General features: G+C 58.2%; 9 protein-coding genes. 5 read left to right on the top strand and 4 right to left on the bottom strand.

Features of this window, described 5'->3' with window-relative positions:
* Window positions 1-62 precede the first annotated feature (62 nt).
* The 4 genes from speE to KI787_05645 all read left to right on the top strand — a co-directional run bounded on the left by speE (window position 63) and on the right by KI787_05645 (window position 5,190).
* Complete coding sequence (speE, locus tag KI787_05660) at window positions 63-920, top strand: polyamine aminopropyltransferase (GenBank protein MBV6629427.1); 858 nt, start codon at window positions 63-65, stop codon at window positions 918-920.
* A gap of 214 nt (window positions 921-1,134) precedes the next feature.
* Window positions 1,135-2,448 carry an acyl-CoA dehydrogenase family protein gene (locus KI787_05655; protein ID MBV6629426.1) on the top strand — a complete coding sequence of 438 codons (1,314 nt, stop codon included), beginning with the start codon at window positions 1,135-1,137 and terminating at the stop codon, window positions 2,446-2,448.
* Window positions 2,445-3,653 (top strand): acyl-CoA dehydrogenase family protein, encoded by a 1,209-nt coding sequence (locus tag KI787_05650; protein MBV6629425.1) that lies wholly within the window; start codon window positions 2,445-2,447, stop codon window positions 3,651-3,653. The genes KI787_05655 and KI787_05650 overlap by 4 nt, the downstream gene beginning before the upstream one ends.
* A gap of 172 nt (window positions 3,654-3,825) precedes the next feature.
* Window positions 3,826-5,190 carry a 3-oxoacyl-ACP reductase gene (locus tag KI787_05645; GenBank protein MBV6629424.1) on the top strand — a complete coding sequence of 455 codons (1,365 nt, stop codon included), beginning with the start codon at window positions 3,826-3,828 and terminating at the stop codon, window positions 5,188-5,190.
* Window positions 5,191-6,061: 871 nt separating this feature from the next.
* Here KI787_05645 and KI787_05640 read toward each other — a convergent pair.
* The 3 genes from KI787_05640 to KI787_05630 all read right to left on the bottom strand — a co-directional run bounded on the left by KI787_05640 (window position 6,062) and on the right by KI787_05630 (window position 11,324).
* Complete coding sequence (locus KI787_05640) at window positions 6,062-8,635, bottom strand: MMPL family transporter (GenBank protein ID MBV6629423.1); 2,574 nt, start codon at window positions 8,633-8,635, stop codon at window positions 6,062-6,064.
* A gap of 23 nt (window positions 8,636-8,658) precedes the next feature.
* Complete coding sequence (locus tag KI787_05635; protein MBV6629422.1) at window positions 8,659-9,690, bottom strand: hypothetical protein; 1,032 nt, start codon at window positions 9,688-9,690, stop codon at window positions 8,659-8,661.
* A 215-nt stretch (window positions 9,691-9,905) separates the two neighbouring features.
* Window positions 9,906-11,324 carry a DUF1329 domain-containing protein gene (locus KI787_05630; protein MBV6629421.1) on the bottom strand — a complete coding sequence of 473 codons (1,419 nt, stop codon included), beginning with the start codon at window positions 11,322-11,324 and terminating at the stop codon, window positions 9,906-9,908.
* Between the two features lie 285 nt (window positions 11,325-11,609).
* Here KI787_05630 and KI787_05625 point away from each other — a divergent pair, with 285 nt between their 5' ends.
* Window positions 11,610-13,904, top strand: coding sequence for a DUF1302 family protein (locus tag KI787_05625; protein MBV6629420.1), 2,295 nt, complete (start codon window positions 11,610-11,612; stop codon window positions 13,902-13,904).
* A gap of 76 nt (window positions 13,905-13,980) precedes the next feature.
* Here KI787_05625 and KI787_05620 read toward each other — a convergent pair whose 3' ends face one another.
* Complete coding sequence (locus KI787_05620) at window positions 13,981-15,495, bottom strand: YifB family Mg chelatase-like AAA ATPase (GenBank protein MBV6629419.1); 1,515 nt, start codon at window positions 15,493-15,495, stop codon at window positions 13,981-13,983.
* Window positions 15,496-15,498: the final 3 nt, after the last annotated feature.

The following is a 15,498-nucleotide window of genomic DNA, read 5'->3' as shown; positions in this document are numbered from 1 at the left end:
GACTAGCCTTCTTATAATCCACGCCGCCAGAGTGACTGGCCGCATATTTTGGAGAAAACGCGATGGTAAACGAGCCGCAATGGTTCCTCGAAAAATTTGAATCCGCCGGCACCGCATTTGGCCTGCGTTTGGGTGAGAAATTGCACGCGGAGCGCAGCGACTTTCAGTCCATCGAAATCTACCAAACCGACACCTTCGGCAAGCTGATGGTGATTGATGGCGCAGTGATGCTGACAGATCGTGACAACTTTCTGTATCACGAAATGCTCACTCACCCGGCCCTGTGCCTGCACCCCAACCCCAAACGGGTATTGATTATTGGTGGCGGCGATTGCGGCACTCTGCGCGAAGTATTGCGGCACACGGATGTGGCGGAAGTCACCCAGGTGGAAATTGATGAGCGCGTCACGCGCCTGGCCGAGCAGTACTTCCCAGTGCTATGCGAAAGCAATGACGACCCACGGGCGACGCTGAAGTTTGATGATGGGATTGCGCATGTGAAGAACGCGCCCAGCGAGTCCTTGGACCTGATCATCATCGACTCCACCGACCCCGTCGGCCCCGCTGAGGGCTTATTCAACCGCGCTTTTTACGCGGACTGCGTACGCGCTCTGGGCCCTGAGGGAATGCTGGTTCAACAGACCGAATCCCCATTACTGCATATGGATCTCATCCGCTCGGTGCACGAATCCTTACGCGCTGAGGGCTTCGCTCAAACCCGCCTATTGCACTTCCCGCAACCGGTGTATCCCTCGGGCTGGTGGAGTGCAACGCTGGCGACTAAGGCCAGCTCTTGGTCTGCCATTCAGGACGCTCGCGTAGAGACGCTGGCGCAACAGACCCAGTACTTCAATGCCCAAACTCTGGCCGGCGCGCTGGCAATGCCGAACTTTGTGCAGCGAGCGCTTGCCTCGAGTTAACAGCTGTTCATTGTGCGCCGGCGCTACGGGGTAGCCGGCGTGCAATGGGCTTGTGCTGCTTGACGACCTGGCCGCAGCGCCGGTCAGCAGTTGGCCCCGGCAATGCACAAGCGTATGAGGAAAATTGCCCAGAGGGGCTTGGGTGTACAGCCGATCACAGGCACACTGTCAGCCAATACTGTGACATTGGCGGCCGCATTGCGGCGGAGGAGATATGGATAGCCATAAACGAGACATACAGGGGCTAGGCCTTTCTGTACTGAACCGGGTCGCCGGCTCAAAGGCCATGGACTCTCTGGGCTTGCGTAAACCCGCAGAGCAGGCTCTTTACCAAGCCTCTCGCGCCGGATTTAAGGCGGCCAGCATGGCCAACCGTCAGTTCCGAAATGTGAGCAAGCTGGTGTCGCCCAGCCGCATGCAACCCCAAAGCAGTGGGGATTTGTTCGATCTGCGACCCAGTGATGAGCAGGCCATGATGCAAGAGGCCGCCAGGCGCTTCGCAGAAGAACGCTTACGTCCTGAAGCCAGTGATGCCGAGCAGCACTGTGAACCCAGTGCCGAGGTCTGGGCTGCGGCCAGCGACCTCGGGCTGACGCTGATGGCTGTTCCCGAGGAGCTGGGTGGGGCTGGCGCCGAACGCAGCGCTGTGACCAGCGGCCTAGTTGCTGAGGCATTAGGCTGGGGGGATATGGGCCAAGCGGCTGCTCTCTTGGCTCCGGTTGGCGTGGCCAATGTGCTGGCCAGCTGGGGCACTGCCGAACAGCAAGGGCGCTACCTTCATACCTTTGCCCAAGACGATGCGCCAGATGCAGCCATAGCGATTTTGGAGCCGCAAGCGGCCTTCGACCCACTAGACCTGCGCTGCAAAGCCACCCGGCAAGGCGATAGCTGGATCATCAACGGTGAAAAATCCTTAGTGCCTTTGGGCAGATTCGCCGACTTGTTGATAGTAGGGGCGCATTGCCAAGATTTAGGCCCCAGATTATTGCTGGTGGAAGCCCACCAACCGGGCATTAGCCGCCAGGCGCATCCGGGTATGGGTCTGCACGCTGCCAGTTTGGGCCGCCTGCGCTTTGAGCAAGTGCGCGTCAACCAAGCCGCAATGATTGGCGATGAGCACACCTATCTGAATGTGGTGCAGCTGGGGCGCTTGGCCTGGTGCAGCTTAGCGGTAGGCTGCGCCCAAGCGGTACTCGACCTGGTGAAGCCCTACACCTTGGAGCGCAAGGCCTTCGGGAGTCCGATCGCGCACCGCCAAGCCGTGGCTTTCATGGTGGCGAACATTGCCATCGAAGTGGATGCCATGCGTTTGATGGTGTGGCGCGCCTTGTCACGCTTTGACCAAGGCCTACCGATCACCCGCGAAGCCGCTCTGGCGCACCGCTTCTGCGCCGAGAAAGCCATGCAGATCGGTAGTGATGGTGTGCAGCTGCTCGGTGGACATGGCTTTGTGAAGGAATATCCGGTAGAGCGTTGGTATCGCGACCTACGCGCCGTGGGCGTGATGGAAGGAGGACTGTTGGCATGATTCAACTCGAACAACCGCGCAAATTTCGCGCGCTGGTCAACCAGGCCCATCAGGTTGCACAAGAGGTTTTTAGACCGATCTCGCGCAAATACGACCGCGCTGAACACAGTTACCCCAAAGAGCTGAACATGCTGGCAGCGTTGCTCGATGGCATGAACGATAGCGCCAGTGATGGCGGCGCGGGCGCTGCCGGCTTGGCCCAAAGCTCACCCAGCGATGGCGAGGTGCGCAACGGCGCCAATATGAACACGGTACTGGGCCTTATTGAGCTGTGCTGGGGCGATGTTGGCCTCGCCTTGTCCTTACCACGCCAAGGCCTCGGCAACGCCGCCATTGCCGCCGTGGCCAGCCCGGAGCAGAAAAAACGTTTGGCGGGCTGCTGGGCGGCGATGGCCATCACCGAGCCAGGCGCGGGCTCTGATTCCGCCGCTATTCGCACCACCGCCGTCAAAGACGGTGACGACTATGTCATCAATGGTGAAAAAATTTACGTCACCGCCGGTGGCCGCTGTGATCATGTGGTGGTGTGGGCGTCTTTAGACCCGAGCAAAGGCCGCGCTGCCATTAAATCTTTCGTAGTGCCCAAAGACACGCCTGGGATGGAACTGGTGCGTCTGGATCACAAGCTAGGAATTCGTGCATCAGACACGGCCACCCTCCGCTTTACCGACTGCCGGGTGCCCGCAGAGAACCTGCTCGGCACTGCCGATATCGACACCAAAAAAGGCTTTGGCGGCGTGATGCAGACCTTTGATAACACCCGTCCGGTGGTCGCCGGCATGGCGGTAGGCTTAGGTCGTGCCGCGCTGGAGCGCACGCGAGAATTGCTAGAGGCCGCTGGCTTTAATTGCGATTACCGCCAGCATCGTTGGCGGCAAGCCGCGGCCACTGCCGAGTTACAACGGCTGGAGGCCGAGTGGGATGCCGCGCGGCTACTCACCCTGCGCGCCGCCTGGATGGCGGATAACAGCCAGCCCAACTCCTTGGAGGCCTCCATGAGTAAGGCCAAAGCCGGGCGGATGGTCACCGAGGTCACACAAAAATGTGCCGAGATTGCCAGCAGCCTGGGGTATGCCGAAGACGAGCTCTTAGAGAAATGGGCGCGGGACGCGAAAATTTTGGATATTTTCGAAGGCACCCAGCAAATTCAGCTGCTCATCGTGGCTCGGCGGGTCCTAGAGCTGAGTTCAGCTCAGCTGACTTAGGTTCCTGCGCGTGGGCGCCCGTGCGGCGCCGAATTTGACGCACTGCAGCATGGGCAGTATGCTCCGGCGAGTTTTGCCGGCGTCATCGCCAAGCTGCTGGCAATAGACTATTTTTCAATAAACAGCGCAGCGGGGATGCTGCGCGTCACCCACTGCGGAGACACTGCATCTTATGAGCGATTATCTGGTCAAACTGGCTGAAAACCCTACGGTTCGCACGCTGTTCAAGAACGTGGGCCTGCCCACCCCGCCCAAGCTGGCTAGAGCCAACAGCGCCTACGCCGACGAGCCGCTCAGTGGCAAAACCGTGCTGATGGGTAGTGCGGCCAAGGGCTACGCTGCCAAGTCGGCCTTGCCGTTAATCAAGGCGATGGGCGCCACTGTGGATCAATCCACCCCCGCCACCCTGACCGAAGGCCAAAGCTTTGACCGCTTAGTATTTGACGCGACTGGCTTTGCCGAGGCCGCAGACATCCGCGCCTTGTACGACTTCTTCCATCCGGTGATCCGCCGGCTGAAGAACAATGGCCGCGTCGTGTTGATGGCTGCGCTGCCAGAAGCGCAGGACACGGTGGCGGGACGTACCGTCGCACGCGCCGTTGAGGGCTTTAGCCGCTCCTTAGCCAAAGAAATTGGCAAGAAAGGCAGCACGGTGAACCTGCTGTACGTAGAAAAAGGCGCCGAAAAACGCCTCAAAGGCCCACTACGCTTCTTCTTGTCCGACCATTCCACCTATGTGGATGGCCAAGCTGTGCGCGTGAGCACCGTCGCAAAAGCCCCGACCAAGGTACCAACCAGCGCCGTACTTGAAGGCAAAGTAGCCTTAGTGACCGGCGGTGCACGCGGTATTGGCGCCGCCACGGCCCAACGCTTAGCCGCTGAAGGCGCTCATGTTGTGGTTCTGGACATTCCCCAAGACGCCGAAACCCTGAACGCCACCGCGCAGAAGATCAATGGCACGGCTTTGGCCATGGACATCACCGACCCGGCGACCCCCGGCAAACTGGTGGACTACTTCAAGTCCAACCATGGCGGTGTAGACATCGTGGTGCACAACGCTGGCGTCACCCGCGACAAGACCATTGCCAACATGAAGCCGCAGTTCTGGGACATGGTTCAGAACATCAACTTGGCCGCCATCTTGGCCGTGGATGAAGCCCTGCTAGCTGCAGACGCCATCAAAACCCATGGTCGTATCGTGTGCCTGAGCTCCATCGGCGGCATCGCCGGCAACATGGGCCAGACCAACTACGGCGCGACCAAAGCCGGCCTCATTGGGTACGTCGCCGGTCGCTCCACCGAAGTGGCCAGCAAGGGTATCTGCATCAACGCGGTAGCCCCCGGCTTCATCGAAACCCGCATGACCGCTGCTATGCCTTTCGCCATCCGCGAAGCCGGCCGTCGCCTGTGCTCGCTATCGCAAGGCGGAGATCCCAAGGATGTGGCCGAGCTGATCACCTTCTTGTCCACTCCTGGTGCTGCCGGCATCAGTGGCCAAGTGATCCGCGTTTGCGGCCAAAGCTTGGTTGGCGCTTAAGCCATACTCGACGACAGGAAACCCCGCTGCGGCGGGGTTTTTTTTTGGCCGCAGAGAAATCGTTTCCACAGATGGGCACCGATAAACACAGATGTTCTTGAAGTGATGGACATGACGCTATCGAACTCATTCGCCACAACGCAGCAGGCACAAATAGCCTCGAGCCTTACTCCGCCACTCCTGCTGGCGTCCCCATATCTGCGACATCTGTGCCCATCTGTGGAAAAAAACCGGCCGCAGATTGGCGCAGATTATCCGCAGATTTTTTCGGTGGACTGGTTTCACGTGGGTGCGAATGCCGGCCTTAACGCACTGAGCAACGTCTAGCAGGGAAAACCTTTCCACAGATGGGCACCGATTGTGTGGAGAAATGTGAGTGAGACTGGCGGACTAAACCGCCGCCACGTAGCAACCTCAGCTACCCTCGAGCCTTGCTCTACTACTCCCGGCGGCGCCCCACATCTGCGACATCTGTGTTCATCTGTGGAATAAAACCGGCCGCAGATTGGCGCAGATTATCCGTAGATTTTGTTGCTGGGTTGGTAATGGTGGGTGCGACAGGAGGCTTCAACGCACTGATCAGCGTGTAGCAGGGAAAACCTTTCCACAGATGGGCACCGATGAGCACAGATTGTGTGGAGAAATGTGAGTGAGGCTGGCGGACTAAACCGCCGCCACGTAGCAACCTCAGCTAGCCTCGAGCCTTGCTCTACTACTCCCGGCAGCGTCCCCATATCTGCGACATCTGTGCCCATCTGTGGAAAAAACAAACTCCACTAATCTGCGGCTAAATTCGCCCTCCCTATTCGCCTCAGACTTCCAATAAAAACGCCCGGTCGAGGCCGGGCGTTTTTTCCTTCCGTTTGGCGTCTTAGCTTTGCGCTTCCAGCCCGTTCTTGGGCTTGAGGAGGAAGCGGGCCAGTGCCGGCAGGATCATGATGGCGCCAAACATGTTGGCGGTGAACATGAAGATCAACATGATCCCCATGTCGATCTGGAACTGCAGCTCGCTCATGAGCCAGGTGGCAACGGAAAGCCCCAGTGAGATGCCGATGAAGACCACGGCCTTGCCGGTGCGTCCCAGGGTGAAGCGGAAGGCGTCCTTCAGACTTCGCCCCTCGTTGAGGGCGGCCGCCGTCTCTGAGTACACATAGATGCCGTAGTCCACGCCGATGCCGACTGCCAAGGCCACCACCGGTAGCGTGGCCACTTTGAGGCCAATATCGAGCACGGCCATCACGCCGTAAGCCATGGTGGACACCAAGGACAAGGGCAGCACTACGCAGAGCACTCCGGCGACGCTGCGGAAGGACAGCCACATAAAGGTCACCACCACTACATACACCCAGAACACCACCATGAGCTCTTGTTCTTCGACCACCTCATTGGTGGCAGCCATCACCCCGACGTTACCCGAAGCGAGGGCGAACTCAACCGGACAGTTCTGATCCATGGCGTCATAGCGTTCACGCACTTCGTTGCGGCGCTCTTTGGCGGCGGCAATGGCATCTCCATCCGCTCCGCCTTTGGCCAAATCGAAGACCTCACCTTCGAGCTCGCGGAACTCGGCAAACAACCCGCGCTTCTCGGCGCAGTACTCGGGCGATACGTCCGAGGCCGCATAGAACTCGTTTTTATTGGTGGCGTTGAACTGCTTAATCACATCCACCAGGTGGGTGATGGTTTCGGCCTTGTGATCTTTGGTGAAGATCAGCACCGCCATGGCATCGCAATCATCGTTGAGAATGCCGGTGGTGGTGGGCACCAAGGCTGTGGCCTGTGCTAAGGCATAGCGGTTGCGCGGCAGCACTAGCGCATTCAGCCGCCCTTCCGATAAGCCCTGATAGACCAGCTTGGCGTAGGTGAGCAGACTCATGGTGGAGTGCACTCGCTCTTCGGCCTGCATCCGCCATTCAAAGCGGTCGATCTGCGCCATCAGCTCATAATCCACGCAGCCATTGGGCCGGGTTTCGGCAATGACCTTGAGCTGGTCCACACCAATTTCAAAGTTGCCGATGATTTCGCGGAAATCCTGGTTGAAGCGCGAATCTGGGCGCAATTCCGGCACGCCTTCGATAGCATCACCAATCTTGAGCGCCGGGTACTTCCACAGCCCCCAACCCAAGCACATGGCCGAGATCAGCAAAATCACAATGGCCGGGCCGCGATCGGTGGCACGCGCCAGGAAGTTCCACATGGGATCCAGCAGGCGCTCGCGCATTTGCTGTCCGCGCTTGAAGCCCTCCAGATCCTTAATTTCGATAAAGGTCAGCCAGATCGGCATCAGGATTTTGTTGGTAATAATGATCGCAGCCACACCAAAGGCCGCATTCACCGACATTTCCCGAATGATCTGAATATTGATGAGATAAATCGTGGCAAAGCCAGCCACATCAGTAATCAATGCCACCGTGCCGGGGATGGCCAAGCGGCGGAAAGTTTCCAAGGAGGCCCGGTAGCGGTTGTGCCCGTGATCGACCTCTGCCACCCAGGCGTTGACGTACTGCACCCCGTGCGAGACCGACACCGCCAGCACCAGGAAGGGCACCAGAATGGAGAATGGATCAAGGCCGTAGCCGATGCTGGATAGCAGACCAAATTCCCAGATCACCGCCACAATGGAACAAACCAAGGGCAGCATGGCCAGTTTGAAGTTACCGGAGTACAGCCACAGCAGGGCGCCGGTCATGACCAAGGCCAGCAAGAAGAACAGCACCACCTGCAAGGCGGCATTGGTCATGTCATGCACGATTTTGGCAAAGCCAATGATGTGCACCTTCACACCATCTTTTTCGTACTTGGCGCGCAGTTCTTCTAAGTAGTCGCCGACAGCGAAATAGTCCAACTTTTCGCCGGTGTCGGGGTCGTATTCCAGCAGCTCAGACACGATGAGGGCACCGCGCTGATCTTCGGTCACCAGCCGCCCTATGACCTGCGCCTTACCCACGTTGGAACGTACTTTGTCCAGCATCTCAGGGGTGGGCGAATAGTCGGCTGGGATCACATTAGAGCCCGCCAGCCCGCCTTCAATGTTTTCTACATAGGTCACATTGGGCGTGAACAAGGACATCACCCGAGCGCGGTCCACGCCAGGCATGAAGAAGATGTCGTTGGTCGCCTTTTCCAGCTTATCCATGAAGCCAGGCTCATAGATGTCGCCACTTCCTTCCTCTTTAATGAGCGCGAATAAGACCGAGTTCGCCCCGCCGAAGTCGCGGTAGTACTTCTGGAAGGTTTGCATGTAAGGGTGGTCGAGGGGAATCGACTTAAGCCAACCAGCATCGGGGTTGATCCGCGCGGCCTGGAAGCCCAGCACCAAGGTAATGGCAATCAAAATGCCTAAGGTGAGGAAGCGCGTCTTGAAGATTGGCGGCTCGACAAAGCGCAGAATTTTTGCCGTCCAGTCGCTGCCTTGCACTGGCGGGTGATCGAGAAGTTCACTCATGGGTGATTATCCTTAGCCGCTGCTTAACGCTGGAAGGGAATGCGGCTAATGCCGCCCAGGCCTACGGTGATGAGGCCTTGGTTCGTCACCAAGGCATCGCTGAGGGACAACTCCAAGCCCGTAGCAATGGGCTGGATACGGTCACCTTCATTGCGCACCACCGCGCCATTCACCCCAACCATCAAAATATCGTTGCCACCTAAGCTGTCGGAGCCAAAAAGGCTTTCCTTCAGCGGGTTGTCGTAATACCGAAAGCCCATCTGCGCCAAACGCTCGGGCTCAGTGATGGTTTCTAGGTTGAACTCATCCCACTCAAAAGGGTCCTGGGATTCGACCTGAGGGACTTCGCCAATGGCGTAGACAGTGCCGCGTAGGCCGAACAAGTAGGCCCCGCTGTCGCCAAAGGCCTGAGCCCCGAAAAAGCTGGCGGAATAGGGTGATACCAACTGCTCCCAGGAAGCGCCCTCATCTAACGAGCGAGCGAGCATGCCCTTCTCGCCATGGATGAGTAGGGAGCCATCGGCCAGTTGTAAAATGCCGTACAGGTTCACGCCATTAAAGGTGAAGTCTGGCTCGATGAGCTCCCAGCTTGCTCCACCATCCTGAGTCTGCAGCATGCGGCTGTTGGCGCCAACGGCAAAGCCACGATCGGCATCCAACATGACCAAGCCATACATGGGCTTACCCCATTCCGGGTCACGGTACTGCACATCCCAACTACTGCCGCCATCCCGGGTGACTAAGATGTTGGCATCGTGCCCCACAATCCACCCGTTCTGGGCGTCTAGAAAATAGGCCCGGTTGAGCATGGCAGACACAGGCGAGGGCTGCTGCTGCCAGCTTTTTCCCGAATCACGACTGCGTAGGATGACGCCCCAGTCGCCAATGGCGAAAATCGCTTCATCGGTTTGGCTAATGTCGATGAGGTTGGCGTTTACAGCATAGTCGCGTAACGGCGCCGGGCGCGGTGCCAACGAGGTATCGGCCAGAGCCAAACTTGGCCCCAGCAGAACAACAGCCGTCATGGCCAAAGCCCTGAGTGCGGTGCGAATCATGTGTTCCCCCTGTCTGCCCGCCTCAATGCGGGCTGGCGATACCCATCACACTGTCAGGGTGACGGGCAAGGTTCATAGTGGTTGGTCTGAACGACCTAAGCCCGAGGCGCGCGCAACAAGGCCTATCGCAACCATCATCGGCACCCCACTGACGGTTGCAGTGGGGTGCCGTACCAAAGCGCATGTGCTGCGAATGGCGCGCTGCTCAGCCCGAGTTAGCGGCGGCGCGCCAAGCGTTTCATGTTCGCCTGCGTGAAGTAGTTATCCCGATACTCGGCTTCGAAGTCGGAGGTTTCGTCCTCGTTGGTCAGAGCCGTTAAGAAGTAGCGGTTGGTTTGCAGGTCGTAAATCGCTTCAGGCGCACCGGTTACGGTGGGCACGAAGGGCAGGGTAATGAGGTGGGCTTCCTGCACCTTCCACAATTCATCACGGTTGTCGTAGCAATCCACCACGGCGATGGACCAGCTGTCCTCATCCAAGTAGAAGGTACGGCGCTTGAACTGGTGCCGAGTGCCATCACGCAGGGTGGCATCAACGACCCATACACGGTGTAGCTCGTAGCGGGTGAGCTCTTGGTTCAAATGACCGGCGCGAATGAGGTCGGTGTACTTGTGCTCTGGGGAGTTGATTTCATAGGAGTGATAAGGAATGTACATTTCCTTGCGGCCTACCAGCTTCCAGTCGTAACGGTTCAAGGAGCCGTTGAAGACGTCGACTTGGTCGTTAAATTGTTCACCATCGGTACCGATATAGGGGTTGTCATAACCCACATCTGGAGCCCGATTCACCCGACCTAGGCCAGGGTTGTAGAGCCAGGCCAAACGGCCACCCTCACCTTCGTCAGCAGTTTCATGTACCAAGGTGAGCTGGCCAGCGACGCGCGCAGGCTCGATCACTTCAGAGAGGTAGTAAGCGAGCAATGATGTGCCACCTGGCTCCTCAATGTTGGCGTACTTGAACTTCACATCTTCAATCAGCTTGGAGATCTTGAAGTCGCCATCCGGTTTCACGATAGCTTGGTTGTTGTAACGCTTAACGGCGCTACCGCGGAACTTCAGCTTATGGTTCCAGATGGCCTCCGCCCCGCTTTTAGGGATGGGGAAGGGAAAGCCAAGCTCAGCGCCATTGACGTCATCGGTGCCGGTGAGTGATGCGCGGGTCGCATTCTTTTTGGTGGCCTCGTAGATTTCTTCAGGGAAGAAACCTGTACGCACCGATTTGAACACCGGCATTTGGTAGTCAGGGTACTTCTCAAACATGGCCTTATGGCCAACGGTGAGCTTGTCCGCGTAGTCCTTGTAGTTGTCCGCCGTGATGACGAACTGGCGGCTGGTGACGTCGCCGATGGTGTCCGAGCGCTTTTCCAACTCGGAGTAGACCATGTTGCGAATCTTCGCCGGGTCGTTCTTGCGCCACTCTTCTAATTGGTCGCGGGTGAGGTTTTTCTGCTCGGCAGTGAACAGCTCCTCGCCACGCCACTGCGGAATGCTGCCATCGGCGTTGGCCGCCCGAATTGCACCAATGGGTGTGAGTTCCTTACCCAGCTTTGCAGCCTCGTCGGCGGAAACGCCTGCGGATGCCGTGCCAGCTGTTCCAGCTAGCAGCAAACCCAGGGTGAAGCTCCTCAATCGCATAGTGCACCTCGTCATATCTTGCTTAGGCAAAACCTTGGAATACAGTTTGGCGAGACGCACAACGGTCCTCTTAGTGGTCTCCCCTCATCCCAGCGATGGCTGAGACCGTCGCTAGGGCACAGAGTGTGCCATAAAGCGCACGCGACCTGATGTCAGACATTTCTGGCAGACGGCGGGCGTGGCGCTTGTATACTGTCGGGCCGGTGTCAGGGAGTCTGCAGGGATTGCAGATGGCGCCGGCCTTTACCGCAGTACTTAACGATTGTTGAAGCAGGAGACATACGCATGACTGCAAATGTGCGTTTTGGGGCACTTGCTGCCCTTGCATTAGCCGCACCGATGAGCCACGCATTGGAGTTCGATGTAGGTGAGTTCGGCATTAGCTTCAACAACCGCGTTTCTTTAGGAGCCATGTGGCGGATTGAAGATCGTGACCCGAATCTGATCGCCAAGCTCAACCTCGACCCCGACCTCTGTGCCGGCGATGACTGTATTTCCTTTACGGGAAATCCCGAACCCATTCAGCGTCTGGTCGATGCCCCAGGTGCTTTCTTTGGCGACAAGGTCGACGACGGTAACCTGAACTACGACAAGGGTGACATCGTCGCTGGCCTGGCAAAGCTTACCTCCGACTTCTCGGTGAGCTGGCGCGATTTCAGTCTCAAAGCCCGCGGAATCTTCTTCTACGACCAGGTGAATGCGAACTTTGATGAGTTCCATCCCAATAACGTCGACACCGCGCCCACGGGAGCCGGGGGTTATCAGCCCGCCTTTACGGAACGCGGGCCAGGCGCAACCAACCTTGTTGGGGAGGAAGCGCTGCTCCAAGATTTGGTGCTGTCCGGCTTCTTCTTCCTAGGTGACCGCGGTGTCAGTGCCGGAGTGGGCTATCAAAAGCTACGCTGGGGTGAAGCCAACCTCATCGCCTTGAACTCCATCAATGAAATCAACCCACCAGACGCGCGCTTCTTGCGCATGCCTGGCGGCCAAATTAATGAAGTTTTCCAGCCTGTTTTGATGGCAACGCTCTCGGGCGACCTGTTCCCCGAGCAGGGGATTACCGGCGAGCTGTTCTATCAGCTTGAATGGAAGCGGGTGACAGCAGATGTAGGCGGCAGTTTCTTTGGTGAAATTGATGCCTTGTATCGACAAGACGAATACCAATACGCCGCCATTAACCTGGGTTACTTCCCTGAAGACCCTCTCGACTTCGACGACGGCGACCGTGTGCGCGGAGAGCACCGTTTGCAGAACCCTCTGGCGGGATTACTCACGGACACCTCCTTTTCCGCGCCCTTCCTCCAAACCGAATTCGAACCGCGTGATGAAGGCCAGTATGGGGTGCGCTTGAACTGGTTCGCCGATAATTTCAATGGCGGTACCGAGTTCGGCTTCTACTACATGAACTACCACAGCCGGCTGCCGTATCTGTCCTTCCTGGCGGCCGACAAAACACCGTTGCGGGATGGCACGGGCACCGGCATTGACGTGCTGACCAGCTGTACTTTGGCCGGCAACGATTGCCTACCCATTGATACCGCCACCGCTTTGCTGGACTACCCTGAAGATATTCAGATGTACGGCATCAGCTTCAATACCAATGTGGGTAGCTGGTCGGTGGCCGGGGAATACTCCTTCCGTCCGAATGTGCCGGTTCAGGTATCTGTTCCCGATGTGTTCTTTGCTGCGCTGCAGCCCGCTCTTCCCGAGGAGGACATCGCCGTAGGCTTGCAGTCGCTGGGTGATTTTGTCGCTCTGGGTGGAGAGATTCCTGTACCGGTCATCAGCGACTTGATTGGCGGCCTGGGCGGCACCTTGAGTGGTGTGCTCGACCCCATTGATCAGCTGGTAGGCACCCTCACGGGCGCTGTGACCAATGGCCAAATTGACCTTCCCATCGTGGTGCCTGGAGCACGCGCCGCCACGCCGGATTTCGTAGAAACCGTATTACGTGGCACCACAGATATTGACGCCGCTATTGCCGAACGCGGCGAGAACTACTACATCCCCGGTTTTGAACGGCAGAAAGTCGGCCAATTTGCCATGACCGGCATTCGGATTCTGGGCAACTCCCACCCGATCTCCTCCTTCCTCCTGTCCGAGCAGATCATCACCCTGGTCGAGGTGGGCTTCACCCATATTGTGGATATGCCCTCCATGGATCTGGTGCAATTCGACGGAAATAGCCCTAACCGTACGCATGCTTCGCCAGGTGCTGACGGTACCGGCCAGGTGGACGGCGAACCCGATCCACGCTCCTTGAACCCCACCCAGCAAACCGAAGCCTTCGTGGATGACTTTGCCTGGGGTTACCGGATCCTCACCTTCTTGGAATACAACGATGTTGTGTTTGGCTTGAACTTCAAGCCCTTCCTGTCCTGGTTCCACGATGTGCAGGGCTATGCTCCAGGCCCCATGCAAAACTTCTTGGAAGGACGCAAGGAATGGCTGGTGGGTACCGAGGTGTTTTATGGCCAAAACTGGTCGGCCAAGGTGCAGTACAACGGTCATGACGGCAATCGCCACAACATTCGCCGTGATCGCGACAACGTCCTGTTAGAGCTGAGCTACACCTTCTAAACACCATGGCTGCTCCGGTGGGGGCAGCGGTGCATCACGCGGCGACGCAGCCCCAAGGTTGCGTTGCCATTTTTTGTTATGCACTAGCCAAACTCGCTGCTGCGCGTTCCCATTGGCGGTAACTCAAGGCCTCCAACAGGTCGCTGCGCTCAACAGTCTCCGCCTGTCGCAGGTCGGCAATGGTGCGCGCTACGCGCAGGCAGCGGTGCAAGGCTCTTGCCGAAAAACTCAACTGCATTCCAGCGTGTTGAAACCACTGGCGGTCGGCATCAGACCAAGCCGCATGGGTGTCTAGCTCAGAGGCGGACAAGGCCGCATTGCATTCGCCCTGACGCTGATTAGCCCTTACTAGCGCCTTGTGAATACGCTCACGGGGGTCATCGACATCCTGAGACGGCTGCGCAAACAGCGCGTTGGCATCCGGCCTTTGCAGCTGAATCTGTAAATCCAACCGGTCCAGTAAGGGGCCGGATAACCGCTGGCGGTAGCGCTGAACCTGCTCCAAGGAGCAGCGGCAGCTTCGGTCTGAGTCACCACTGAAACCACAAGGACAAGGGTTTGTAGTGGCTACCAACTGAAAACGTGCCGGGAAGGTCCATTGCTCGGCCGCCCGCGCTATGCAAACCGAGCCAGACTCTAGTGGTTCCCGCAGGCCTTCCAGCACCGGCCGGGCGAATTCCGTGAGCTCGTCGAGCAACAAAACACCGTGGTGGGCGCGACTGATTTCTCCCGGTGTTGGATAACGCCCACCACCCAGTATGGCCGCCGCCGACGCGCTGTGGTGGGGACTACGCATGCGCACCCGGTTACTCCACTGCGGGGCCGGACTCAGCAAGGACTCCACAGCGGCAATCTCTAAGGTCGCTTGGATATTGAGGGCCGGGCGTAACTGCGGCAATCGTTCCGCCAACATCGTTTTGCCACAGCCTGGTGGGCCAAATAGCAACAAGCTGTGCCCACCTGCGGCAGCAATTTCCAAGGCTCGCTTAGCTTGATGCTGGCCGCGCACGTCCGCGAGTGGTGAGCCCACGATCTCCTGAGCGAAGTCGGCGGCCGCTTCCACCTCCTTATGCCAATCCTGCTGGCCCTGTAGGGCCGCGATGCACTGCAATAAGGTAGGCGCCAGGCCCAGGCGCAGATCCGGAACCCGATTTAGAAGCTGCGACGAGGCAGGCGCCGTTACCAGCCGCCGACCGGCTCTGCGACTGGCCAATGCGGTAGCCAATATTCCCGGAACCGGATGCAAGGCGCCGTTGAGCCCGAGTTCGGCCACGCACTCTACATCGCCAAGATCTAAGTCAACGGCTTCACTGGCCAGCAAAATACCCAGGGCAATGGCCAAATCGAAGCGGGACCCAGATTTCGGCAGATCTGCAGGTGCCAAATTAATGGTGATACGCGCCGGTGGCAGGCGAAAGCCGCTGCTTTGCAATGCTGCGCGCACCCGGTCTCGGGCTTCACGTACGGCTGTTTCCGGCAAGCCCACAATGGTGATTCCAGGCAAGCCACCGGCAATATGGACCTCAACGCGAACCAAAGGTGAGTCCAGTCCAGCCAGGGCCCGACAGTACACCGTTGCCAGTCGGCTCATAAT

It is taken from the genome of Oceanococcus sp. HetDA_MAG_MS8 (genome assembly GCA_019192445.1).
Lineage (GTDB): Bacteria > Pseudomonadota > Gammaproteobacteria > Nevskiales > Oceanococcaceae > MS8.
The sequence above is the reverse complement of the archived record's forward strand: the minus strand, read 5'-3'. Positions and strand labels throughout refer to the sequence as shown.

Coding starts and splice junctions, on each gene's coding strand:
- KI787_05650 (MBV6629425.1), top strand. CDS start 2,445: ATGATTCAACTCGAACAACCGCGCAAATTTCGCGCGCTGGTCAACCAG.
- KI787_05630 (MBV6629421.1), bottom strand. CDS start 11,324: ATGCGATTGAGGAGCTTCACCCTGGGTTTGCTGCTAGCTGGAACAGCT.
- KI787_05640 (MBV6629423.1), bottom strand. CDS start 8,635: ATGAGTGAACTTCTCGATCACCCGCCAGTGCAAGGCAGCGACTGGACG.
- speE (MBV6629427.1), top strand. CDS start 63: ATGGTAAACGAGCCGCAATGGTTCCTCGAAAAATTTGAATCCGCCGGC.
- KI787_05655 (MBV6629426.1), top strand. CDS start 1,135: ATGGATAGCCATAAACGAGACATACAGGGGCTAGGCCTTTCTGTACTG.
- KI787_05645 (MBV6629424.1), top strand. CDS start 3,826: ATGAGCGATTATCTGGTCAAACTGGCTGAAAACCCTACGGTTCGCACG.
- KI787_05620 (MBV6629419.1), bottom strand. CDS start 15,495: ATGAGCCGACTGGCAACGGTGTACTGTCGGGCCCTGGCTGGACTGGAC.
- KI787_05625 (MBV6629420.1), top strand. CDS start 11,610: ATGACTGCAAATGTGCGTTTTGGGGCACTTGCTGCCCTTGCATTAGCC.
- KI787_05635 (MBV6629422.1), bottom strand. CDS start 9,690: ATGATTCGCACCGCACTCAGGGCTTTGGCCATGACGGCTGTTGTTCTG.